Raw genomic sequence first — 1,117 nt, 5'->3', positions numbered from 1 at the left:
TAAATATCGGACGGTCATCGGTATGCCCGGTAATTATGATCTTCCCTTGTGTCGCTTCTAAGGTGCGTGCAACTTTAGAAATAACTGGCTGTATGTAAGCCACAACGCTCGCACTACCAGATTCAAATAGGTCTTGAGCTTTAAGAGAAATACGAACTCTATCTTGCAACGCTTCCACAGTGACAAGATCCTTGCCAATCTCCGTTGCCAAATACATAGATATTCTTTCGGCAATAGGTGCTGACTTTGACTCAACCATAGGATTACTGACTGCTGGGGTTGATTGAATCAGGTTTACCAATTGAGCAAAAGTTTGGTTGGAAGCTTTGTTCAACTCGTAACTGAAGTACATAAAAATACAAACAAGCAGTGCGGAAGTTACCGAACAAACCACCCACAGAGGTGCACGTTCCGAAACCTGAGCACCTGCCAATATATGTTGTTCTACTTTGTTACTAAGCTCTTGCTGTACTCCGCGACCATGTGACTTAAGCACTGATACAACTTGTTTTCTCAATTTACGGTGAGCTTCAAGCCCATTTTTTTCTAAACGATACTGGCCTATAAAACCCAAAGATAAGCATACGTACATTAGCTCTAGTAAATCTAAGTGGGATTCCGGATGAGCCAAACATCTATCTAGATGCTTAAAAAAAGCCTCTCCACCTTGGCTGCTCGCGTAAAAAGAGCTCAACAGAGAATCATGTGTCCAAAACGATTGACTCCCCCAATTGGTATTCAATACTGCTTCGTCTAAAGAACAGCACAGACAATAACGTGCGGTATCAATGGTTTCCAGGTCAACATCATGTTGACGCAGACGATTCTCATAATCCCTAAGTTTTTGCGCGAGCGTTTCTTTAAGAAATAAAGGATCGGAATGAGTAGCTGTTGCTCTGATTTGTCCAATAATCGAAAGTAGACCATTAGCTTCTGCCAATAGTGGATTATCTCCATAAGCAACAACTGAATCGTTGTTAACCAACTCAGGACTTTTGGATATCACAACAGTACTGTCTGCTGATCTTTGAGGCTGAGCTTTAGATACAGCCGCTCTTCCGCCAGGAGTAGGTTTTACTATCGTCTGTTCCATACTTACCACTTTTATTGATTAATG

General features: G+C 41.8%; 1 protein-coding gene. It reads right to left on the bottom strand.

Features of this window, described 5'->3' with window-relative positions; translation table 11 throughout:
- The coding region (gene icmH, locus R7Z77_RS24055) for a type IVB secretion system protein IcmH/DotU (RefSeq protein WP_318136886.1) at positions 1–1,093 on the bottom strand (1,093 nt) is incomplete at its 3' end.
- Positions 1,094–1,117: the final 24 nt, after the last annotated feature.

It is taken from the genome of Vibrio sp. 1401, from assembly GCF_033340295.1.
The sequence above is the reverse complement of the archived record's forward strand: the minus strand, read 5'-3'. Positions and strand labels throughout refer to the sequence as shown.